General features: G+C 72.4%; 16 protein-coding genes. 7 read left to right on the plus strand and 9 right to left on the minus strand.

The window, feature by feature from the left end; translation table 11 throughout:
* Nucleotides 1-36: 36 nt before the first annotated feature.
* Both CKY47_RS19585 and CKY47_RS19590 read right to left on the minus strand, forming a co-directional pair.
* Complete coding sequence (locus tag CKY47_RS19585) at nt 37-1044, minus strand: class I mannose-6-phosphate isomerase (RefSeq protein WP_306747334.1); 1008 nt, start codon at nt 1042-1044, stop codon at nt 37-39.
* Nucleotides 1041-2024: a LacI family DNA-binding transcriptional regulator gene (locus tag CKY47_RS19590; RefSeq protein ID WP_306747632.1), complete on the minus strand. Its 984-nt coding sequence runs from the start codon at nt 2022-2024 to the stop codon at nt 1041-1043. The genes CKY47_RS19585 and CKY47_RS19590 overlap by 4 nt, the downstream gene beginning before the upstream one ends.
* A gap of 128 nt (nt 2025-2152) precedes the next feature.
* On the opposite strand from CKY47_RS19590, the gene CKY47_RS19595 reads away from it, so the two are divergent.
* From CKY47_RS19595 to CKY47_RS19610, 4 genes are all read left to right on the plus strand, one after another.
* Nucleotides 2153-4378: a GH92 family glycosyl hydrolase gene (locus CKY47_RS19595; RefSeq protein ID WP_371320708.1), complete on the plus strand. Its 2226-nt coding sequence runs from the start codon at nt 2153-2155 to the stop codon at nt 4376-4378.
* A gap of 130 nt (nt 4379-4508) precedes the next feature.
* On the plus strand, nt 4509-5423 hold the full coding sequence (locus CKY47_RS19600; protein WP_306747336.1) for an ABC transporter ATP-binding protein: 915 nt from the start codon (nt 4509-4511) through the stop codon (nt 5421-5423).
* The gene (locus CKY47_RS19605) at nt 5420-6463 is read left to right on the plus strand and encodes an ABC transporter permease (RefSeq protein ID WP_306747337.1); all 1044 of its coding nucleotides are present in this window, start codon (nt 5420-5422) and stop codon (nt 6461-6463) included. The genes CKY47_RS19600 and CKY47_RS19605 overlap by 4 nt, the downstream gene beginning before the upstream one ends.
* A gap of 70 nt (nt 6464-6533) precedes the next feature.
* Nucleotides 6534-6857, plus strand: a complete 324-nt coding sequence (locus CKY47_RS19610; protein WP_306747338.1) for a DUF3817 domain-containing protein — start codon at nt 6534-6536, stop codon at nt 6855-6857.
* 104 nt (nt 6858-6961) lie between these two features.
* Here CKY47_RS19610 and CKY47_RS19615 read toward each other — a convergent pair whose 3' ends face one another.
* Nucleotides 6962-7465 (minus strand): MarR family winged helix-turn-helix transcriptional regulator, encoded by a 504-nt coding sequence (locus CKY47_RS19615; protein ID WP_306747339.1) that lies wholly within the window; start codon nt 7463-7465, stop codon nt 6962-6964.
* A 44-nt stretch (nt 7466-7509) separates the two neighbouring features.
* Between CKY47_RS19615 and CKY47_RS19620 the strand changes: the two genes are divergently transcribed.
* The 3 genes from CKY47_RS19620 to CKY47_RS19630 all read left to right on the plus strand — a co-directional run bounded on the left by CKY47_RS19620 (nt 7510) and on the right by CKY47_RS19630 (nt 9756).
* Complete coding sequence (locus CKY47_RS19620; protein ID WP_306747340.1) at nt 7510-7836, plus strand: MTH1187 family thiamine-binding protein; 327 nt, start codon at nt 7510-7512, stop codon at nt 7834-7836.
* Nucleotides 7837-7906: 70 nt separating this feature from the next.
* Nucleotides 7907-8788: an SCO6745 family protein gene (locus tag CKY47_RS19625; RefSeq protein ID WP_306747341.1), complete on the plus strand. Its 882-nt coding sequence runs from the start codon at nt 7907-7909 to the stop codon at nt 8786-8788.
* Nucleotides 8785-9756, plus strand: a complete 972-nt coding sequence (locus tag CKY47_RS19630; protein WP_306747342.1) for a tetratricopeptide repeat protein — start codon at nt 8785-8787, stop codon at nt 9754-9756. Before CKY47_RS19625 ends, CKY47_RS19630 begins: the two co-directional genes overlap by 4 nt.
* An 83-nt stretch (nt 9757-9839) precedes the next feature.
* Here CKY47_RS19630 and CKY47_RS19635 read toward each other — a convergent pair whose 3' ends face one another.
* The 6 genes from CKY47_RS19635 to CKY47_RS19660 form a co-directional block, all read right to left on the minus strand.
* Nucleotides 9840-11273, minus strand: coding sequence for a neutral zinc metallopeptidase (locus tag CKY47_RS19635; RefSeq protein WP_306747343.1), 1434 nt, complete (start codon nt 11271-11273; stop codon nt 9840-9842).
* 85 nt (nt 11274-11358) lie between these two features.
* Nucleotides 11359-12735, minus strand: coding sequence for a neutral zinc metallopeptidase (locus tag CKY47_RS19640; RefSeq protein ID WP_306747344.1), 1377 nt, complete (start codon nt 12733-12735; stop codon nt 11359-11361).
* 611 nt (nt 12736-13346) lie between these two features.
* Complete coding sequence (gene glgB / locus CKY47_RS19645) at nt 13347-15695, minus strand: 1,4-alpha-glucan branching protein GlgB (protein WP_306747345.1); 2349 nt, start codon at nt 15693-15695, stop codon at nt 13347-13349.
* Complete coding sequence (locus CKY47_RS19650) at nt 15692-17032, minus strand: maltokinase N-terminal cap-like domain-containing protein (protein ID WP_306747346.1); 1341 nt, start codon at nt 17030-17032, stop codon at nt 15692-15694. Before CKY47_RS19650 ends, glgB begins: the two co-directional genes overlap by 4 nt.
* 5 nt (nt 17033-17037) lie before the next feature.
* The gene (treS, locus tag CKY47_RS19655) at nt 17038-18849 is read right to left on the minus strand and encodes a maltose alpha-D-glucosyltransferase (RefSeq protein WP_306747347.1); all 1812 of its coding nucleotides are present in this window, start codon (nt 18847-18849) and stop codon (nt 17038-17040) included.
* 144 nt (nt 18850-18993) lie between these two features.
* A complete protein-coding gene (locus CKY47_RS19660; RefSeq protein ID WP_306747348.1) occupies nt 18994-20970 on the minus strand; it encodes an alpha-1,4-glucan--maltose-1-phosphate maltosyltransferase in 1977 nt (658 codons plus the stop codon).
* Between the last annotated feature and the right edge of the window lie 209 nt (nt 20971-21179).

Consider the following 21179-nt stretch of genomic DNA (forward strand, 5'->3'; position numbering starts at 1 on the left):
CCGGTGGGCGCCCGGCCACCGGGACGTGCCATGCGCTCAGCTCCCGAGGCTCGACACCAGTGGCGGTCTGCACCGGACGGCGACCACGTCGCCGGTCACCACGACCTCGCCCGCCGCGTGCGGCACGACCAGCGTGCTGCCCCGGCGCACCGCGACGGGACCCACCGTGCCGGCGCCCTCCAGCACCACCAGCACGCCGAACGAGGGCTCCAGCGCCGCCGTGCCCGACACGTGCAGCCGGTCGGCGCGGAAGAACGGGTCGGCCCGCGTGCCCAGCAGCGGCACCGACGCACCGGTCTCGGCGCGCGTGCGCAGCACCAGGTCGTCGACGGACTGCGCGCGGCGCTCCACGCAGTCCAGCGCCTTGTCGTAGCCCAGGCCCAGGTGGCCGGCCTCGGCGTCGGCGAGGAAGCCGTCCCACTCCAGGGTGATCGAGAAGTCCGTGGGCTGCTGCAGCTCCACGATGAACACGCCCTCGCCGATGGCGTGCGGCACGCCCGCGGGCACGAACACCGTGTCACCGGGGGAGACCGCCACCGGGTTGAGCGCGTCGAGCATGGCCGGGTCCTGCTCGGCCACCCACCGCGCCACCACGTCCGCGGGCACGTCCTCGCGGAATCCGATGTAGACGGTCGGGTCCGGCCCGGTGGTGCCGACCACGATCCACGCCTCGGTCTTGCCGTGCCGGCACCCGAAGTGCTGCTCGGCGAAGGCGTTCGAGGGGTGGCAGTGCACCGGCAGCCGCTGCCCGGCGTCGAGCAGCTTCACCAGCAGGGCGGTGTCACCGCCGAACTCGGCCGCGTGCTCCGCGCCGAGCCACGTCACCGGGTCCGCGGCCACGGCGTCGCGCAGCCACCGCCCGTCGGGCAGCCGGGACAGGCCGGCCTCGTCCTTGCCGAACTGGGTGGTCGTCGAGGCGACCCAGTCCTCGGGCCCGCCGTCGGCCCCGACGTCGTTCCGCAACGCCGCGATGGCCGCCCCGCCCCGGTAGAACTGGCGCGGCTGGTTCGCCGCCAGCGGGACGGGCTGGGTGTCGGAGCTCATACGGGTACCTCTCCTGATCCACGGGCCACCAAGCGCACCGGCAGGACGACGCGGCGCGGTGGGGTGCCGTCGCCGTCCAGCCGGGCGTAGAGCAGGTCGGCCGCCGCCTTGCCGAGCGCGCTCGCGTCGTGCGCGATCACGGTCACCGGCGGGGACAGCAGGTCGGCCAGCTCGAAGTCGTCGAAGCCCACGAGGGCCGGGCGCGAGTCGGAGCCCGCGAGGGCGCGCAGCGCGTGCACGGTGATCCGGTTGTTGCCGGTCACCACGGCGGTCGCCGGGTCGGCCAGGTCCCGCAGGCCGGTCAGCGCCGCGCGCACCGAGCGCTCGTCGTGCGGCCCCATGACCACCATCGACTCGTGGTAGCCGATGCCCGCGCGCACGCAGCCCTCGCGGTAGCCGCGCAGCCGCTCGTTGGCGGTGAAGATGTCCGGCGCGTCGCCCAGGAACGCGATCCTGCGGTGCCCGAACGACGCCAGGTGCGCGACCGCCTCGACCGTGCCGCCGATGTTGTCCACCAGCACGGTGTCCGCCACGACGTCGCCCGCGGGTCGGTCCAGGAACACCACCGGCGTGCCCGCGCGCATCTCGGGCACCAGGTACCCGTGCTGCAACCCGGCCGGCACGATCAGCAGCCCGTCGACGCGGCGCGAGCAGAACTCCAGCGCCAGCTCCCGCTCCCGCGACGGGTCCTCGTCCGACGAACCGGTGATCACCTGCCTGCCGCGCAGGCGCGAGATCTCCTCGACCGCCCGCGTGACGCCGGAGTAGAACGGGTTGCCCACGTCCTCCAGCACCAGGCCGATGGTGCCCGTCGACGAACCGCGGCGGAGGTTGCGCGCGCTGAGGTTGCGCCGGAAGCCCAGCTGGTCGATCGCCGCGAGCACCCGTTCGGCCGTCGCCGGGTGCACGCCCGCCTCGTCGTTCACCACGCGCGAGACGGTCTTGATGCTGACGCCCGCCAGCCGCGCCACGTCGTTCATCGTGGCGCGCCGCACCTTGCGGGCGCCGGCCGCGCCGTTCGGGGACAACGTTGTCATAGTGGCCGAATCACACACCCCGCACCAGCGGATGTCAACGCCGCGCGCTGTCCCGAACCGGACAGGCGCCGCTGGTGGGGTCTACCGTGGGTGTCGTGGCGGCAGACCTCGACCCGGTCGGCCGGGTGAACACGTTCATCGGCACGCGCGACGACGGGAACACGTTCCCCGGCGCGTCGGCCCCGTTCGGCATGGCCCACTCCAGCCCCGTCGGGTCCCACTACGCGGGCTACCGTTACGACGACCCGGCCATCCGCGGGTTCGGGCACTTCTTCCTGTCCGGCGCGGGCTGCCGGGAGCAGGGCGGGCTGGTGCCGGTCCTGCCCGCGCTCGGCCTGCCGGCGTCGTTCGACCACCGCGCGTACGCCTCGGGGTACACCCACGACGGCGAGGTCGGCGAAGCCGGCTACTACCGGGTGCGGCTGGCGTCCGGCATCACCGCCGAGTGCACCGCGACGACCCGCACCGGCGTCGAGCGGTTCACCTTCCCGCCCGGGTCCACGCCGCACGTGCTGGTGAACGTCGGTCAGGCCGACGACGGCGAACCCGTGTCCGCCAGTTCCGTGCGGGTGGTGGACGACCGCACGCTCGCGGGCACCGTGACCGCGCAGGCGTTCTGCGGCGGCAAGCCCTACACGACCTGGTTCACCACCACCTTCGACCGGCCGTTCCGGACCACCGGGAACTGGGGCGGCGCGGAGGGCGGCGCGGGCCTGCGCGGGCAGTGGGCGGTGTTCGACGGCGACGACCCGGTGACGGTGGCGACGGCCCTCTCGCACGTGGACGCCGAGGGCGCGGCGAAGAACCTGGCCGAGTCGCGGGGCAAGGGGTTCGACGAGCTGCGCGCGGCCGTCCAGGACGAGTGGCGGCGCGAACTGGGGTCCGTGGAGGTGGAGGGCGCGGACCCCGACGACCTCGTGGTGTTCTACACGGCGCTGTACCACGTGCTGCTCCAACCGTTGACCGGCAACGACGTGGACGGCCGCTACCGCGGGTTCGACGACCGGGTGCACCTGGCGGACGGCTGGACCTACCACGAGTACTTCTCGCTGTGGGACACCTACCGCGCGCACAACCAGCTGCTCGCGCTGCTGCGGCCGGACCGCGCGCGGGACGTCGCCCGGTCCGTGCTGGCGGTCCACGAGCAGGGCGGGTGGCTGCCGCGCTGGGCGTACGCCAACCAGGAGACCAACACGATGACCGGCGACCCGGTGACGCCGTTCCTGGTCGACCTGTGGCGGTTCGGCGCGCTGGAGGGCCGGGAGGAGCAGGCGTACCGGGCGCTGTGGCGCAACGCGACGTCCGTGCCGCCCGCGTCCTCGCCGTTCGAGGGCAGGGCGGGCAACCCGTCCTACCTCGCGGACGGGTTCGTCGAGCACGACCCGGGCTTCCCGAAGAAGGGGCAGGACGTCGACCCGCACCACGGCGCGTCGGCGACCCTGGAGTACGCGCTCGCCGACCACGCCCTGTCGATCATGGCGGAAGCCCTGGGCCACCACGAGGACGCCGCCGCGCTGCGCGCGAGGGGCCTCAACCACCGCGCGCTGTGGGACCCCTCGGTCACCGACCGCGGCTTCCGCGGGTTCCCGCGGCCGAAGGTGGCCGGCGGCGCGTGGCTGTCGCCGTTCAGCGCGCGGGGGCCGGACGGCTTCCACGAGGGCACCGCGTGGCAGTACCAGTGGCTGGCCCAGCACGACGTGGACGGGCTCGTCGGGCTGCTGGGCGGCAGGGAGGCCGCGCTCGCCCGGCTGGACGACTTCTTCGCCTTCACCGACCTGCCGGCCGACCCGGCGCGCGTGGTGCGCGACAAGTGGGTCGTCGGGCCGTACGACTACTACGACCAGCACCGCTACAACCCCAACAACGAGCCGGACCTGCACGTGCCGTGGATGTACGCGCTGCTCGGCGCGCCGTGGAAGACCTCGGTGGTGGTGCGGGCGGCGCAGACCCTGTTCGTGGCCGCGCCCGACGGCGTCACGGGCAACGACGACCTCGGCACGATGTCCGCGTGGTACGTGCTCGGCGCGCTCGGCCTGTACCCGGTGGCACCGGGCACGGGGGAGTTCGTGCTCAACACCCCGAGGTTCGCCCGCGCCGTCGTGCACCTGGCGGACGGCCGCGACCTGACCGTCACCGCGCCCGGCGCCGACCCTTCCCGCCTCCAGTGCACGAGGGCGTTGCGGGTGGGCGACGAGCCGTGGGACGACGTGCGGCTGTCGTGGGAGGTGCTCACGTCGGGCACGACCGTCGCCCACGAGCTGACCGACGCCCCGGCCGAGACCGCCCGGGGCCTGTGAGCACTCCTCGTGGCCGGTGGCGTGCGCAGCGCTACCGGTGGGTCCTACGAAGGTATCGATCACCGTCCACTTCGGTCGAGGGCTGCCCGTTCCCCACCACCGGCCGCTGTCCGGGGGCTACCGTCCAGCCATGAGTGGGGCACGCATTCCAGCGGTCGTGGTTGCGGACATCCGCAAGAGCTACGGCGGGCTGAAGGCGGTGGACGGCGTCTCGTTCACCGTGGCGGAGGGGGAGTTCTTCGGCATCCTCGGGCCGAACGGCGCGGGGAAGACCACGACGCTGGAGATCGTGGAGGGGCTGCGCAGGCCCGACTCGGGCCGGGTGACGCTGCTCGGCGTCGAACCGTGGCCGCGCAACCCCGAGCTGCTGCCCCGCATCGGCGTGCAGCTCCAGGCGTCGAGCTTCTTCGAGAGGCTGACCGCGCGCGAGCAGCTCCAGACGTTCGGCTCGCTGTACGGCGTGACCGCGCGCCGGGCGGACGAGATGCTGGAACTCGTCGGCCTCGGCGACAAGGCGGACGTGCAGGAGAACAAGCTGTCCGGCGGCCAGCGGCAGCGGCTGTCCATCGCCTGCGCCCTGGTGCACGACCCGGACGTGGTGTTCCTCGACGAGCCGACGGCCGCGCTCGACCCGCAGGCCCGCCGCAACCTGTGGGACGTGCTGCGCGCCATCCAGGCCCGCGGCAAGACCATCGTCTACACGACGCACTACCTCGACGAGGCCGAGATCCTCTGCGACCGCGTGGCGATCATGGACCGCGGGCGCGTCCTGGCCATGGACGCGCCCGCCACGCTGGTGCGCGGCCTCGACGCGCCCACCCACGTCGTCCTCCGGAAGGGCGCGCTCACCACCGAGGCGGCCCGCGCCATCTCCGGGGTCGAGGACGCGCACGAGGACGAGGTCTCGCTGACCATCTCCACCCGCCGGCCCGCGCCCGTGCTCTCGGCGCTGGCCGAGCGCGGCACGCTCGACGGGCTCCAGGTGCGCACCGCGACCCTGGAGGACGTGTTCCTCGACCTGACCGGACGGGAGTACCGCGCGTGACCGCGTTCAAGAGCCTCGCGGCGGCCATGGTCAAGGGCTTCCTGCGCGACCGGATGGCCCTGTTCTTCATCTTCCTGTTCCCGCTGCTGTTCCTGGTCGTGTTCGGCCTGCTGCTCGGCAGCCCGGACGACGACCGGACGAAGATCGGCGTGGTCGGCGACGGCCCGGTGGTCACCGCCCTGGAGCAGACCGGCGCGCTGGAGCTGGAGCGCCACGGCAGCGCCGCCGACGCCCGGCGGAAGGTCGACGACGGCGACCTGCCCGCCGCGGTCGTCGTGGACGGCAACCAGGTCGACCTCGTGTTCGCGGCCACCGACCAGGTCGCCGCGGGCACCGTCGTCGGCATCGTGTCCGGCGTGGTGGACAAGGTGAACCTCGGCGTGGCCGACGTGCGGCCGGTGTTCACCCTGCGGACCGTGCCGGTCGAGGACGCCTCGCTCAAGCCCATCCAGTACCTGACGCCCGGCATCCTGTCGTGGGCGGTCTCGTTCTCCGGCGTGTTCGGCGCGGCCCTCACCCTGGTGTCGTGGCGCAAGAAGCAGGTGCTGCGCCGCATCCGGCTCGCCCCGGTCAGCACGACAACGGTGCTCACCTCGCGCATCCTCGTCTCCATCGGCACGGCGCTCGTCCAGGGCGTGGTGTTCGTGGCGGTCGCGATGCTGCCGCTGTTCGGCCTGCGGCTCACCGGCCAGTGGTACCTCGCGCTGCCGCTGCTGGTGCTCGGCACCACGGCGTTCTTCGCCATCGGGATGCTGGTCGGCGCGTTCTGCAGGACCGAGGAGGCCGCGTCCGGCGCGGCGAACCTGATCATCATGCCGATGGCGTTCCTGTCCGGCACGTTCTTCCCGGTGGACAACGCGCCGGGCTGGCTCCAGACCGTGTCGAAGGCGTTCCCGCTGCGGCACATGAACGACGGCATGCTCGACGTGCTGGTGCGCGGCAAGGGCGTGGAGGCGCTGCTGGTGCCGTCCGCGGTGCTGGTCGCCTTCACGCTCGTGGTCGGCTTCGTCGCGACCCGCGTGTTCCGCTGGGAGGACTGAGCCGGGTCGATCCAGGCGAATCGGACACCCCGCGGGGCTGGTGAGCGCCGTCACCCACCACAATGGGGACATGCTCTCCAGCCCCGTCGGCCGTTTCCGCCTCCTCGCCATGGCCGAGGCGGTGTCCTGGGCCGGGCTGCTGCTCGGCATGTTCTTCAAGTACGTGGTGGTGCAGAACGAGATCGGCGTGAAGGTCTTCGGGCCGATCCACGGCCTCGTCTTCGTCGGCTACGTGCTCGTGACGCTGATGATGGCGCAGCAGTGGGACCGCAAGACCCTGTTCTGGGCGCTGTTCGCGAGCATCCCGCCGTTCGGCACCGTCGTGTTCGAGCGCTGGGCCGCGAAGACCGGCCGCCTCGACGACACCCGGCCGGTTCGGGCCGCCGAGGACTGAGCGCGTTCCCGCTCCGCCTCGGGGTCGCCCTCGGGACCAGGCGCCGCACGCTCGTCGTCACGCCGGGCGCGCCGCGTCGACCGGATCGGCGGTTCGCGACGTCCTCAGTCGTCGAAGTCGCCGACCGCGCGGCGGACCTTCGCCAGCAGGTCGGTCAGCTGCTCGGTCTGCCGGTCGGTGAGCCCGCGCAGGCCGAAGTCGACGGTCGTGACGGCCTCGGTCGCCGCCTCGCGCCGGGTGTGGCCGGCCTCGGTGATCTCCACCAGCGTCGTGCGGCGGTCCGTGGGGTGCGGCGTGCGGCGCACCAGCCCGTCGGCCTCCAGCCGGTCCACGATGTTGGTGACGCTGGTCGGGTGCAGCTGGAGGCGCTCGCCCATGACCCGCATCGGGAGGCTGCCCGCGCGGGAGAACGTCAGCAGCACCAGCGCCTCGAACCGCGCGAACGTCAGGCCGTGCGGTTTGAGGGCCGCGTCCACGGCGGACTGGATGATCTGCTGTACTCGCATGACGCTCGTGACCGCCGCCATCGACGTCGAGGGTCCGATCCGCTTCTCCCACAGCTCGGCGGCACGCGCGATGGGGTCGAACGGCAGCGGCTGGGACGTCATGCCGCCGAAGCTACCAGTCAGTACCCGCCCGGCAGGAGGCAGCAGTGCTCGTCGCTTTCAGTGTCAGCCCGCTCGGCGGGGAGTCCGACGGGGTGGCGGCGGCCGTCGCCGAGGCCGTGCGGGTGGTCCGCGAGTCGGGGTTGCCGAACGAGACCAACGCCATGTTCACCCTGGTCGAGGGCGAGTGGGACGAGGTGATGGCGGTGGTCAAGGCGGCGACCGAGGCCGTGCAGGCCGTCGCCCCCCGCGTCGGCCTCGTGCTCAAGGCGGACATCCGGCCCGGCCACACCGGTCAGCTGACGGCCAAGGTGGAGCGCCTCGAACGGCACCTCGCCGCCGGCGACGACGCCGCGCCGACCGGTCCCGCGTAGCCGGACGGGGTCGCCCGGGGGATCGTCCGGGGGGATGCATTTAGTAGGACGTCCTACTAATTTGGTGGTCATGACACCCCGTGACCTCTGGCTCCGGTTCGAGACCTACCACGACGTCACCTACTTCTCCCCGGAGTCCAGGGCCGCCACCGACGCGCTCGGCTGCAAGGGCGGCTGGATGGGCTACTTCGGCATGCGCGCCGCGCCGCTCGGCGCCGTGCCGCCGGAGGTCGTGACCGCCGCGTTCTTCACCTTCCACCCGCGGATGGTCGCCCGCGCGCTGCCCGACGCGTGGGACGTGGCCACACCCGCCCGCTACCTGGAGGCCCGGCTGGAGGGCGTCGACGGCGCGCTGCGGCGGATGCTGGAGTCGCTGGACCTCGCGGAGGCCGCCGACCTGGCCGTCGCCGCCGCCACGGCCACGCCCCTCGCCGGCCGCGTGCTCGCCGCGGCCAACCGGGCGCTGCCCGTGCCCGGCGAACCCCACCTCGCGCTGTGGTGGGCGTGCACCGTGCTGCGCGAGTCCCGGGGCGACGGCCACGTCGCCGCCCTGGTCGCCGCCGGGCTCGGGCCGTGCGAGGCGCTCGTGCTGTTCGACGCCGACAAAGGGCTCGGCGCGGACTACCTGCGCAGGGCGCGCGGCTGGACCGCCGACGAGTGGGCCGCCGCCGAATCGGCCCTGCGCGAACGCGGCCTGGTCGACGGCGGCCTCACCCCCGCCGGCCGGGCGCTGCGCGACGACGTCGAACGCGCCACCGACGACGCCGCCCGCGACTGCTGGGCGGAGGTGGACGCGGCCCGGTTCACCGGGCTGATGACCCCCGTCGCCCTCCGGCTGGGGCACCTCAACGAGGCCATGCGGACCAACCCCATGGCCATCGACCCGGTCGCGCAGATCGCCGGCCAACCCGACGCGGACCGTCCCGGCCCTCGTGCCAGGATGGGAACGTGACAAGGCCAGACCCGCGCAAGAACGCCGCACTGTCCGCCGCGCTGTCCGGGGCCGTCGACCTCGGCGCGCTCAAGGCCCGGGCCGATGCCGCGAGGCAGCGTTCCGCGACCCCACCCCCGCCCGCGGGCGCCGCTCCGGACGCAGGTCCGAGCCCGTGGGTGCTGGACGTCACCGAGGCGACGTTCCAGTCCGTCGTCGAGCGCTCCCTGGACATCCCGGTCGTGGTCGAGCTGACCGCGTCCTGGAGCCCCGAGGCCGGGCAGCTCTCGCCGATCCTCGAGAAGGCGGCCCGCGCCGGCGGCGGCGCCTGGCTGCTGGCGCGCGTCGACCTGGACGCGAACCCGCGCATCGGCCAGGCGTTCGGCGTCCAGTCCGTGCCCACGGTCGTCGCCGTCGCCGGTGGCCAGCCGATCGACGCCTTCGCCGGCCCCCTCCCGGAGGCCGAGTTCGGCCAGTGGATCACCCGCCTGCTGGACGCCCTGCGCGACCGGCTGCCCGGCATCAAGGCGGCCGAGGCCAACCGCGCCGACGCCGGCGGCGAACCGCAGCCGGAATTCGAGGACCCCCGCTTCGTCGCCGCCGAGGAGGCCTTCGAGCAGGGCGACTTCGCCGCCGCCCAGGCCGCCTACGAGGCCATCCTGGCCGCGGAACCCGCCAACGCCGACGCGAAGGCCGCCCTGGCCCAGGTCCGCTTCACCGCCCGCGCCGAGGAGGTCGGCGGCGACGCGATCGCCAAGGCCGACGCCGACCCGGACGACGTGGCCGCCCAACTGGCCGCCGCCGACCTGGAGGTGGCCACGAACGACGTCGAGCAGGCGTTCAAGCGCCTGGTCGACACCGTGCGCAGGGTGTTCGGCGACGACCGCGACCGGGTCCGCGAGCACCTGGTCGGGTTGTTCGAGCTGTTCCCGGCGGACGACGAGCGGGTCGCGAAGGCCCGTCGCAACCTGGCCAGCGCCCTGTACTGATCACGCCCGGCCGTGACGGGGACCCGCTCCGGCGGGCCCCGTCCCCGTTCCCGCTGTTCCCGCCCACCCGTGCCGGGTCGGCCTCAGCCCGAGTACTTCCGGGTGCACAAGCCGGAGCCCTCGAAGAACCCGTCCCGGAAGGCCTCGACCCGGGCGAACCCCGAGGGCACCACGGTCCCGTTCACGTCGGCCGCGATCAGGCTCTTGTCGGCCAGCAACTCCGCAACGGCCTCGTCCAGGTCACCCGACGACAACCGCAGCCGGGCCTCGCTCTCCGTCGTGGTCCCGGCCCAGGCGCCCGTCAGGCACGCCGTCCGCAGCCCCGCCGCCGGCCCCTCCAGCGAGTACCCGGTGGCCTTCTGGATGGACAGCGCGAAGCGCGACGCGATCTCGGCGAACGCGGCGAAGTCGCCGATCCCGCCCTTCTGACCGCGCTTCGGCGGGGTGCCGATCTTCACCAGGTCCGGCAGGTCGATGGACACCGAGTTGGTCGCCGGGCAGTACGACGCGGGCGAGGTCTCGGCGGCGTCCTGGCAGTCGTCCTCCTCCGTGGTGAAGGTGGGGGGCGTCGCGCCGGACTCGGCGTACGCGTCCTTCAGCGACTGCTCCAGCAGGTCCAGGTAGCGCGGGTCGTCCACCTTGAGGTTGCCCTTGCCGAACCCCTGGTCCTCGTCCTGCGCGTCGAACCTCTGCTGCGTGATGCGGGCCTTGATCTCGGCCTCGTCGATCGCGGCGCACCGCGTCGGGTCGCCCGCGAAGCCGAACTGGAACGCCGACACCCGGTCGAACGCGCTGCCGTGCGCGCCCTGCTTCTCGGCGGACGTGCCCGCCGCGTCGCGGATGAAGAACATCGTCGCCAGCACCTGGTTCAGACCCGGCCCGGTCGAGATGCGGAAGTGCTCCGACTTGCCCTCGGCGACCCACCGGAAGAAGTTGCCGGCGTAGCAGTCCGCCTGCTGCTCCTTGATGATCGTCGGCGTGGCCTGGTTGACGCCGCCCTTGTCGCCGAGCTTGTACTGCACGGCGTGGCCCATCTCGTGCGCCAGCACGGTCACCACGGACATCGGGCCGAACGCGTCGTCGAGCATGGGCAGCAGCTCGCCCCGGTCCCACGCGATCGAGTCGTCCAGGGAGCAGTAGAACGCGTTGGCCACGCCCGCCGTGTTGGTGCGGCAGATGTCGACGCCCTTGCCGTTCGAGTCGTACGACACGAGCCGCTTGACCGGCGTGAACTCGACGTCGAACTTCGCCGGCAGCTGCTCCGCCCAGTACGCCTCGACGTCGGCGAGGGTGTTGATGGCCAGCCGGTCCATCTCGCCGCCGTCGCCGTTCTCCACCTGGAGGTCGGCGTCCGGCACGCCGGGTTTCGGCCCGCTCTCACCGGTGGTGATCTCCAGCCCCGACACCTTGCTCACGTCCGGCCGCTCGGACCGGCCCTGCCCGCTGACCAGCTGGGTGCACCCGGTCAACGCCAGGACGGCGACGAGCGCCGTGAAGAGAGAAGCCCGTCGACCCATGCCCCAGCTCCATCGTTCCCGCGGTTCACGTTGATGCCGAACCCTACCCAGCGGATCGCCCGTTCGGGTGGGAGCCGGCGAATCCTCAGCCCAACCCGCAGGACTCGACGCCCTCCAGCACCCCGCCGCGGAAGACCTCGACGCGCTTGAAGCCGGGGTCCAGCGCGGACCCGCCGCTCGCGTCGCGCGCCGCGTAGTCGTAGGTCAGCAGCACCCGCACGGCCTCGTCCAGGTCACCGGGGGACAGGCCGAAGCCCTGCTGCCGGGTGAACACCTCGCGCGTGTACGTGCCGGCCAGGCACAGCGCGCCGGTCGCCGCCGCCTCGCCCTCGACGTCCACGCCGACCTGGGACATCGCGGCCAGGCCGTAGCGGCTGGCCAGCAGCACGCCCGTCGCGTAGTCGCCGATCTCGGCGTGCAGCTCGGGCAGGTCCTCCTTGACCTCGATCTCCACCGACTTCTCGGCCGGGCAGAACGCCACCGGCCCCTGGTCGCCCGAGCAGTCCGGCTCGGTCTCGGTGGCCGTGGCCCCGGGCTGGACCCACGTCCCGCCCGCCGACTCGACCAGCGCCTTGTAGTAGGCGTTCAGGTCCGGGGTGATCGACTCCAGCATCTCGTCGAACGGCAGGTTGCCGCCCCGGTCGCGGTCGTCGGCGCTGGTGAACGCCTCCTGCGTGAACGGCCGGTTCTGCACGGTCATCGCCGCGCAGAACTTCGTGCCCTGCTGGTAGCCGTCCTGGAACGCGGACACGCGGTCGAACGCGTTGCCGTGCGCCGACTGGTCGTCCGGCGACGTGCCGACGGGGTCGCGGAAGGTGATGAGCGCGCCGAGCGCCGAGTCGAGCGTGTCCGACCCGATGTCGAGGTGCTCGGACTTGCCGTCGTTGACCCACTTGATGAACGAGCCGGCGAAGCAGTCGGCCATCGCCTCGGTGAGGATCGTCGGGTACTTGGCGGGGTCGCGCCGCTCCGCCTCGGGCGTGATGCCCATGCGGTTCTGCACGGCGTGGCCCATCTCGTGCGCCAGCACGATCACCACGGCGGCGTCGCCGAACCGGTCCTTGAGCACCGGCAGCAGCGCGGCCCGGTCCCAGGCGATGGCGTCGGCGCTCGGGCAGTAGAACGCGTTGCCCTCCACGTCGCTGGCCTTCTCCGTGCACGGCGGCGGCTTCGCGGACGGGTCGGACGTGTCGACCGAGTAGATGCCGCCCTCCAGCGGCTGCCACGGCTCGCCGAACGTCGTCGGGAAGGTCTCCTCCCAGAACGAGTCGACGTCCGTGATCGCGGTGGCCGCCAACTGGTCGATGGGACCGCCGTCGGTGCCCTGGATGAACGCGGGGTCGACGGTGCCCTTGGTGACCGCGTCACCGGCCGTGGGCGAGCCCGCCACGAGTTGCGTGCAGGCCGTCGTCGTGACGAGGACCGTCGACAGCAGGACCAGCCGAGCCGAAGCGAGCCGCATTCGTCCATTGTGCCTGCCCGCACCCCCTACGGGGGCCGGACGAGTCAGGTCGTCCCCCGCACGGCCACGCGCGCGCCGTCGGGCCGATGGAGCCGTCGCGCCCGGTCGGCAGGCGGTCGCGGACCGCGTCCCGGACGGCGAGCCGCCGGTCCTCCGGCAGCGACGCCAGGTAGGACGGCGCGAGGCCCCGGCGCCCGAGGAACGGGGGCCGGTAGTCGTCGAAGTCGGCGAAGGCGGTCGGCACCTCCAACGCCCGCATGTCCCGGGCCACGGAGTCGAGGGTGGCACGGACGACGCCCGTCCGCCGCTGTTCCACGCAGCCGTGGCCGCGAAGTGCGCGAACTACTCGTCCCCGCGGGCCGGGAAGGCCGTCGACGCCTCCTGCGAACCACCGGGCACCCGGCCGCGTCGCGGTACGGCTCGCGGTCGCCCGTCACAGCGCGGGACTCCGTCGGGGCGTCACGCGGTTGCGCGGACCGGCGTTCGGCGGACCGGCGTTCGGCGGCCCGGAGGTGCGGCGGCCCGGAGGTGCGGCGGCCCGGAGGTGCGGCGGGTGGAACGAAGCAGGGGTCCCCTCCGAGGGAACCCCTGCCGGGTGCCGGGACGGGGCCTCAGGCCTCGGTGATCCCGCCCGCCGCGTCGACCCCGCCGGACGGCTCGACCCTGCCGTCCGTGTCGACCTCGCCGGACGAGGCGCCCGGCGCGACCGGGGCCGACCCCGGCGTCCGCACCACCTTCGGGGCCTCCGTCACCTCACCGCTCTCGCTCACCCCGGACAGCGCCATCGCCGACGCCTCACCGGCCACGGGGGCCTCCGGCGTCAGCCACAGCACGCCCGACGGCGGCAGCTGGAGCACCGCCGACGCGGGACGGCCGTGCCACGGCCTCTCCTCCGCGTCCACGCCACCCAGGTTGCCCACGCCCGAACCGCCGTAGGCGCCCGAATCCGTGTTGACGACCTCCCGCCACCGCCCCGCCGACGGCAGGCCCACCCGGTAGTCGTGGTGCGGCTGACCGGCGAAGTTCGCGACGCACACCAGCACCGAGCCGTCGTCGCCGATGCGCAGGAAGCTCAGCACGTTGCCGCCCGAGTCGTTCGCGTCGATCCACGAGAAGCCCTCGGGGCGGTCGTCCGCGCTGTAGAGCGCCGGGCACGACTTGTAGACGCCGTTGAGGTCGGCGATCAGCGTCCGCAGGCCCGCGTGCAGCGGGTCGTCCAGCAGGTGCCAGTCCAGCGACCGCGACTCCGACCACTCGCCGCGCTGCCCGAACTCGCCGCCCATGAACAGCAGCTGCTTGCCGGGGTGCGCCCACATGAACGCCAGCAGCGACCGCAGGCCCGCCGCCTTGTTCCAGTCGTCACCGGGCATCCGCTGCCACAGCGACCCCTTGCCGTGCACGACCTCGTCGTGCGACAGCGGCAGCACGAAGTTCTCGCTCCACGCGTACACCAGAGAGAACGTGATCTCGTTGTGGTGGAACGAGCGGTGCACGGGTTCGCGCGACAGGTAGTGCAGGGTGTCGTGCATCCAGCCCATGTTCCACTTGAAGCCGAACCCGAGCCCGCCCAGGTGCGTGGGCCGCGTGACGCCCGGCCAGGCGGTGGACTCCTCGGCGACCATCACGACGCCCGCGTGCCGCTTGTAGACCGTGGCGTTGAGCTCCTGGAGGAACCGCACCGCGTCGAGGTTCTCCCGGCCGCCGTACTGGTTGGGCAGCCACTGCCCGGCCTGCCGCGAGTAGTCGAGGTACAGCATCGAGGCCACCGCGTCGACCCGCAGGCCGTCGATGTGGAACTCCTCGATCCAGTACAGCGCGTTCGCGACGAGGAAGTTGCGCACCTCGTTGCGCCCGAAGTCGAACACGAGCGTCCCCCAGTCGGGGTGCTCGCCGCGGCGCGGGTCGGGGTGCTCGTACAGCGCTGTGCCGTCGAACTTCGCCAGCGCCCACGAGTCCTTCGGGAAGTGCGCCGGCACCCAGTCCATGATCACGCCGATGCCGCGCCGGTGCAGGGCGTCCACGAAGTGCCGGAAGTCGTCGGGGGAGCCGAACCGCGAGGTCGGGGCGTAGTACGACGTCACCTGGTAGCCCCACGACCCGCCGAACGGGTGCTCGGCCACCGGCATCAGCTCGACGTGCGTGAACCCGGCCGACGACACGTAGTCGGCCAGCTCCTCGGCCAGCTCCCGGTAGCCCAGGCCCGGTCGCCACGACCCCAGGTGCACCTCGTACACCGACATCGGCGCGTTGACCCACTGCGTGGCGTCGCGCTTCGCCTCCCACTCGGCGTCGCCCCACGAGTACGTCGACTCGGTGACGACCGACGCGGTGGCGGGCGGCTTCTCGGTGGCGAACGCCATCGGGTCGGCCTTCTCGTGCCACGCGCCGTCCTGGCCGAGGATGCGGAACTTGTACCGGGTGCCGACGGGGACGCCGGGGATGAAGATCTCCCACACCCCGGACGAGCCGAGCGAGCGCATCGGGTTCGCCCGACCGTCCCAGCCGTCGAAGTCGCCGATCACCCGCACGCCCCGCGCCGTCGGCGCCCACACCGCGAACGACACGCCGCTGACGACGCCGTTGGGCGTGTCGTAGGTCCGCACGTGCGCGCCGAGCACGTCCCACAGCCGCTCGTGGCGGCCCTCGCCGATCAGGTGCTGGTCCAGCTCGCCGATCGTCGGCAACCACCGGTACGGGTCGTCCACCTCGACGACCTGGGACCCGTACTCGACCTCCAGCCGGTAGTCGCCGGGGTGCTCGGGCAGTTCGCCCGCGAACAGCCCGTCGGTCACGCGGTCCAGCTCGAACCGCTTGTCACCGGCCATCACGGCCACCGCGGACGCGCCCGGACGCAGGGCGCGCGCCACCACGCCTTCGGGGACGTGGTGCACGCCCAGCACCGAGTGCGGGTCGTGGTGCGACCCGGCCAGCAGCCGGTCGACGTCCTGGGGCGAGATCATGACTGCACCGCTCCCTCTCCAGTGATGCGGGCGATCGACGACAACGGGACCGTCAACCACTCCGGTCGGTTCGCGTGCTCGTAGGCGACCTCGTACACGGCCTTGTCCAGCTCGAACGCGCGCAGCAGGTAACCGCGCTCGCGCGGGTCGCCGACCGTCCGCGACGCCGATTCCGCGTAGCCCTGGGTGAAGGCCGCCCGGTTGCGGCGCGACCACTCCAGCGCCCGCACGGCCAGCTGGTGGTCCTCCGGCCGGCCGACGAGCAGCTGGTGCGCCGCGTAGTCGAACGACCTCAGCATCCCGGCCACGTCGCGCAGCGGCGACCGCAGCGCCGTCCGCTCGTCGATCGGCGCGCCCGGCTCGCCCTCGAAGTCGATCAGCAGCCACCCGTGGACGGTCCGCAGCACCTGGCCCAGGTGCAGGTCGCCGTGGATGTGCTGGATCGCGACGGCCCCCGGCGTGTCCCTGGCCTGCTCGAACGCCTCGCGCAGCGCGGGCACGTACGGCTCCAGCTCGGGCACCCGCGCCACCACGTCGTCCAGCCGGTCGACCATCGCCTGCACGCTGCGCTCGATGTCGTCGGCGTCGGCGTGCTCGGCGCCCAGCGCGCGCTCCAGGTCGGCGTGCACCGTGGCCACGGCCTGGCCGAGCCGCTGCGCCTCGCCCGCGAAGTCGCCGCCCACCTCGTCGGCGTGCAGGTCCCGCTCGGTCATCAGGTCGCGCACGCTCGTCGTGGCCATGGCCCAGCCGTCCACCGCGTCCGGCAGGAACTGCTGGAGCATGCCGACGGTCGTGCCGCGGCCGTCCAGCTCGCCGGTGATCGACCCGAGCGGCTGGGCGATGTGCTCGCAGCCCACCTCGTGCAGGGCCCGCTGGAGCACCAGGTCCGGGTTCTCGCCGAACGTGAGCTTGCGGAACAGCTTGAGGATGTACTGGCTGCCGAACACCAGCGAGGTGTTCGACTGCTCCGAGGTGATGCGCCTGCCGCGCAGGCCCGTCTGGATCTCCACGCCCGGCTCGTGCGCGAACACCAGCCCGTCGACCTCGCGACCCTCCGCGATCAGGTCGAGCAGCGGCCCGGTCAGCTCGGAGTCGCCCGTCGCGTCGTGGTTGTCCGGCTGGTCGGTGACCAGCAGTTGGTACGGCTCGCGCCGGTCGCCCTGCTCCACCTCCACCACGAGGTGCACCAGCACCGGTACGCCGTCGCGCAGCACGGTCGTCCGGAGGGGGCGGACCGAGGTGATCGGGCGGTCCTTGCCGCCGAACCACCGCTGCTCCGGCAGCCACGCCGGAAGCTCGGCCACCACCTTGTCGACCAGGTCGTGCGCTTCGGTCACGTCCTTCACCTGCTCTCGCTGTCGTCGCCCGCGTCCACGAGCTGGAACCAGTAGAAGCCGTGGCCCGGCAGCGTGAGCAGGTACGACAGGTCGCCGATGCGGGGGAACCGGACACCGCCGGTCAGCTCGACGGGCCGGGAGCCGCGGTGCTCGGACAGGTCGAGCTCGACCGGCTGCGGGAACCGCGACAGGTTGTTCACGCACAGCACGACGTCCTCGCGGCCGTCGGGTCGGCAGTAGCGCCGCCGGTAGGCCAGCACGCTGGGGTTGGACCCGCCCAGGTCGGTGAAGTCGCCCTCGGCGAACGCGTGGTGCTGCTTGCGCACCTCGATCATCCGGCGGGTCCAGTTGAGCAGGGACGACTGGTTGTTCAGCTGGGCTTCGACGTTGAGCCCCTGGTAGCCGTACACCGGGTCCATGATCACGGGCAGGTAGATGCGGCCCGGGTCGCACGACGAGAAGCCGGCGTTGCGGTCGGGGGTCCACTGCATCGGCGTGCGCACCGCGTCCCGGTCGCCGAGCCAGATGTTGTCGCCCATGCCGATCTCATCGCCGTAGTAGAGCACCGGCGAGCCGGGCAGTGACAGCAGCATCGCGGTGAACAGCTCCTGCTGGTTGCGGTCGTTCTCCAGCAGGGGCGCCAGGCGGCGGCGGATGCCGATGTTCGCCTTCATCCGCGGGTCCTTGGCGTACTCCGCGTACATGTAGTCGCGTTCTTCGTCGGTGACCATCTCGAGCGTCAGCTCGTCGTGGTTGCGCAGGAAGATGCCCCACTGCGCGCCCGACGGGATCTGCGGCGTCTGGGCCAGGATCTCCGAGATCGGGAACCGCGACTCGCGCCGCACCGCCATGAAGATGCGCGGCATCAGCGGGAAGTGGAACGCCATGTGGCACTCGTCGCCGCCCACCTCGGGGTCGCCGAAGTACTCCACCACGTCCGACGGCCACTGGTTCGCCTCGGCCAGCAGCACGCGGCCCGGGTACTCGTCGTCGACGACCTTGCGGCAGCGCTTGAGGAAGTCGTGCGTGCGCGGCAGGTTCTCGCAGTTCGTGCCCTCCTGCTCGAACAGGTACGGCACGGCGTCGAGCCGGAACCCGTCGATGCCGAGGTCGAGCCAGAACCGCAGCGTGTCCAGCATGGCCTCCTGGACGTGCGGGTTCTCGAAGTTCAGGTCCGGCTGGTGGGAGAAGAAGCGGTGCCAGTAGAACTGGCCGCGCACCGGGTCGTACGTCCAGTTGGACGACTCGGTGTCGACGAAGATGATCCGCGCGTCGGCGTACTTCTGGTCGTCGTCGCTCCAGACGTAGTAGTCGCCGTACGGCCCGTCCGGGTCCGACCGTGACTGCTGGAACCACGGGTGCGCGTCGCTGGTGTGGTTGAGGACCAGGTCGGTGATCACGCGGATGCCGCGCCGGTGCGCCTCGTCCAGCAGGTAGACGAAGTCCTCGACGGTGCCGAACTCGGGCAGCACGGCGCGGAAGTCGGAGATGTCGTAACCGCCGTCGCGCAGCGGCGAGGCGTAGAACGGCGGAAGCCACAGGCAGTCGACGCCCAGCCACTCCAGGTAGTCCAACCGCGACGCGAGACCGCGCAGGTCGCCGGTGCCGTCGCCGTTCGAGTCGCTGAACGCCCGGACCAGCACCTCGTAGAAGACCGCGCCCTTGAACCAGTCCGGTTCGCGCGGCACCAGCTTCGCCGAGCGGAAGTCCTCGGCCTGCGGTTCGATGAGCATGCCGTCCGCGCGGATGCCCTCACCGGTGTGCGGGACGGTCTCCAGCCCTACCAGGGCGGCGTCGGGTCGGACCTCTTCATGCATCTGTGCTCCACCTCGTCCCACCTCATTGGGGGTACGTTCGATAGTCCCCGCGCTCGTCCGCGAGCGCGGGGACTGCGTGAAAGGGGACCGGATCGGTTGTCGCCTGTCGCCGGCTGTCGTGGCCGCCGGCCGCCGGACCCCGCCCTAGCCGGATCGGCGCAGCACGCCCACGACGTGGGCCGCGGCGCGCCACGGTTCCAGGCGCACGTAGTTCGCCTGCCCCCAGTCCCAGGTCTCCCCGGTGACCTCGTCGTGCGCGATCAGCCGTTCGTGCCAGTCGATGCCGAGCGCGGGCAGGTCCAGCCAGACGGTGCCGTCCTGCGCGTCGTGCGGGTCGAGGTTCACCACGACGACCACCGTGTCGCCGGTGGCCGGGTCCTGCTTCGAGTAGGCGATCAGGGCCGGGTTGTCGACGTGGTGGAACCGCAGCGTTCGCATCTGCTGGAGCGCCGGGTGGGCCCGGCGGATCGCGTTCAGCTTGCGCAACCACGGTTCGAGCGACCTGCCCTCGGCCACCGCCGCCGCGTAGTCGCGGGGGCGGAGCTGGTACTTCTCCGAGTTCAGGTACTCCTCGCTGCCCGGCTTGACGGGCTCGTGCTCGAACAACTCGTAACCCGAGTACACGCCCCAGGTCGGCGCCATCGTCGCCGCCAGCGCCGCGCGCAGCGCGAACATGCCCGGCCCGCCCACCTGCAACGACTCGTGCAGGATGTCCGGGGTGTTCACGAACAGGTTGGGGCGCGCCTCATCCCAGTGCGCGACCAGCTCGTTGCCGAACTCGGTCAGCTCCTCCTTGGTCGTGCGCCAGGTGAAGTAGGTGTAGCTCTGCGTGAAGCCGAGCTTGGCCAGGCCGTACAGGCGGGCGGGGCGGGTGAACGCCTCGGACAGGAACAGCACGTCCGGGTGGCGGTCCTTGACCGCCCAGATCAGCCACGCCCAGAAGTCCGGCGGTTTGGTGTGCGGGTTGTCGACCCGGAAGATCTTCACCCCGTGGTCGACCCAGTGCAGGACGACGCGCAGCACCTCGTTGTAGATGCCCTGCGGGTCGTTGTCGAAGTTGACCGGGTAGATGTCCTGGTACTTCTTCGGCGGGTTCTCCGCGTAGGCGATCGAGCCGTCGGGGCGGGTGGTGAACCACTCCGGGTTCTTCAGCACCCACGGGTGGTCGGGCGCGCACTGGATCGCCAGGTCGAGCGCGATCTCCAGGTCCAGCTCGCGGGCGCGGGCCACGAACGCGTCGAAGTCCTCGATCGTGCCCAGCTCGGGGTGGATCGCGTCGTGCCCGCCCTCGTCCGCGCCGATGGCCCACGTCGAGCCCGGGTCGTCCTCGGTGGCGTGCAGCGTGTTGTTCGGGCCCTTGCGGTTGACCCGGCCGATCGGGTGGATCGGTGGCAGGTAGGCGACGTCGAAGCCCATGGCCGCGACGCGGTCCAGCTCGCGGGTCGCGGTGGCGAACGTGCCGTGGACCGGCACGCCCGACTCGTCCACGCCGCCCGTGCTGCGGGGGAAGAACTCGTACCAGGAGCCGAAGGCGGCGCGCTTGCGGTCGACCCAGACCTTCTGCGGCTTGCCCTTGGTGATCAGCTCGCGGACCGGGTGCTCGTGCATGACCTGGCGGACGTCGGCGGCCAGCGCGGGGGCGACCCGCTCGGCCAGCGGGCGGTGCTCGTCGCGCAGCGCCGCGGCGGCGTTGGCCAGCAGCGGCTTCTCCCGGCGGCGGTCGGGCCGGCGGGAGACGCGGTCGAGCAGCAGCGCGCCGCTCTCCAGGTCGTTGGCCAGCTCCTCCGGACCCTGCCCGGCGGCGATCTTCACCTCGACGGCGTGCACCCACGTGGCCCACGGGTCGCTCCAGGCGTCGACGCGGAACGTCCAGGCGCCCTCGGCGTCCGGCACGATCGTCGTGGCCCAGCGGTCGAGGCCCACGCCCTGCGGGACCATCCGCGTCTGTCTGGCGACCCGGTCGTTCGGACCTCGCCACGCGACGGTGGCGGCGACGGCGTCGTGCCCCTCGCGCCAGACCGTCGCCTCGACCGGAACGTGCTCGCCGACCACGGCTTTCGCCGGGTAACGACCACCGCTCACGATCGGGGAGACGTCGTCGATCCCGAGTCGTCCACTCATCGGCAGCAGCGCCCCTCTCACCTGGTGTGACGCGTGCACGGTCAAGTCTGCCCGCAGCGGCCGGACCAGCCGTCACCGGGACCCACCCTGCTGTTCGTACCCCGTCCGACGGCATCGCACACGTGGCGGGCACGCCGTTCTCGCCGTGGTCCGCCGTGGTCCTCGTCATGGTCTGCCGTGGTCCTGCCGTGGAGGGCAGGGTCCCAGGT

This window comes from Saccharothrix longispora (assembly GCF_030852425.1).
Lineage (GTDB): Bacteria > Actinomycetota > Actinomycetes > Mycobacteriales > Pseudonocardiaceae > Actinosynnema > Actinosynnema longispora.

Excerpts from the sequence above, each read along its gene's own strand:
- CKY47_RS19635 (WP_306747343.1), bottom strand. The coding sequence starts at position 11,273 with ATGGGTCGACGGGCTTCTCTCTTCACGGCGCTCGTCGCCGTCCTGGCG.
- CKY47_RS19590 (WP_306747632.1), bottom strand. The coding sequence starts at position 2,024 with ATGAACGACGTGGCGCGGCTGGCGGGCGTCAGCATCAAGACCGTCTCG.
- glgB (WP_306747345.1), bottom strand. The coding sequence starts at position 15,695 with ATGATCTCGCCCCAGGACGTCGACCGGCTGCTGGCCGGGTCGCACCAC.
- CKY47_RS19610 (WP_306747338.1), top strand. The coding sequence starts at position 6,534 with ATGCTCTCCAGCCCCGTCGGCCGTTTCCGCCTCCTCGCCATGGCCGAG.
- CKY47_RS19585 (WP_306747334.1), bottom strand. The coding sequence starts at position 1,044 with ATGAGCTCCGACACCCAGCCCGTCCCGCTGGCGGCGAACCAGCCGCGC.
- CKY47_RS19625 (WP_306747341.1), top strand. The coding sequence starts at position 7,907 with ATGACACCCCGTGACCTCTGGCTCCGGTTCGAGACCTACCACGACGTC.
- CKY47_RS19615 (WP_306747339.1), bottom strand. The coding sequence starts at position 7,465 with ATGACGTCCCAGCCGCTGCCGTTCGACCCCATCGCGCGTGCCGCCGAG.
- CKY47_RS19640 (WP_306747344.1), bottom strand. The coding sequence starts at position 12,735 with ATGCGGCTCGCTTCGGCTCGGCTGGTCCTGCTGTCGACGGTCCTCGTC.
- CKY47_RS19660 (WP_306747348.1), bottom strand. The coding sequence starts at position 20,970 with ATGAGTGGACGACTCGGGATCGACGACGTCTCCCCGATCGTGAGCGGT.
- CKY47_RS19600 (WP_306747336.1), top strand. The coding sequence starts at position 4,509 with ATGAGTGGGGCACGCATTCCAGCGGTCGTGGTTGCGGACATCCGCAAG.
- treS (WP_306747347.1), bottom strand. The coding sequence starts at position 18,849 with ATGCATGAAGAGGTCCGACCCGACGCCGCCCTGGTAGGGCTGGAGACC.